The sequence below is a fragment of the Paenibacillus sp. GbtcB18 genome, assembly GCF_019091125.1.
Lineage (GTDB): Bacteria > Bacillota > Bacilli > Paenibacillales > NBRC-103111 > Paenibacillus_F > Paenibacillus_F chitinolyticus.
Window position 1 is genome coordinate 1 of sequence record NZ_JAGXJX010000483.1, and the last position, 261, is coordinate 261.

At 32.2% G+C, this 261-nt stretch carries 1 pseudogene; it reads right to left on the reverse strand.

From position 1 onward, the window contains the following. Nucleotides 1-33: 33 nt before the first annotated feature. Nucleotides 34-261: pseudogene (locus KVT34_RS30455) on the reverse strand (DUF1453 domain-containing protein); the annotation flags it as partial.

A 261-nucleotide genomic window follows, 5' to 3' on the forward strand; every position in this document is an offset into this window, starting at 1 on the left:
GTTCACTGTATTGATAAACAAGGGATGTATATTTTATCCTTTTTGAGTTAATTCATTATATTTTTTCCAAATGTAATATCGTCTACTAATCACGGGACCTAATGTGATACATGAAAAGGCATTCGTTACAAACATTAATGTCTGGTGCGTACTACCTGAAAACATACTTTGCTTAATTACGATTTTCGCAACTAAAACAACAAGAAGAATCAATGTACTTAACCAGTTTCCTCTTCGTAATACATGACCTGTTTCACTATC